This is a genomic window from Streptomyces sp. URMC 126 (assembly GCF_051386555.1).
Classification (GTDB): Bacteria; Actinomycetota; Actinomycetes; order Streptomycetales; family Streptomycetaceae; genus Streptomyces.
Window position 1 is genome coordinate 1 of sequence record NZ_JBPQTX010001400.1, and the last position, 232, is coordinate 232.

Here is a 232-nt window from a genome sequence, read left to right on the forward strand (position 1 = left end):
GCGCTGGGCCACGCCGTGCGCCACCACCCCGAGCGGTTCCTCGACAAGGACCGCTACTCCATGGACTGGTACTACCCGATCCTCGGCGGGGCGCTGACCGGCGCGGCCGCCAGGGAGCGCATCGACTCCCGGTGGGACGACTTCGTGGTGCCCGGCCTCGGGGTGCGCTGCGTGCTGCCGAACCCGTGGGTCACGGGCGGCGAGAGCGCGGAACTCGCGCTCGCCCTGTGGG

Annotated in this window: 1 pseudogene; it reads left to right on the top strand. The window is 74.1% G+C overall.

The features are described from left to right. A pseudogene (locus ACSNOK_RS36435) lies at positions 1-232 on the top strand (prenyltransferase); the annotation flags it as partial.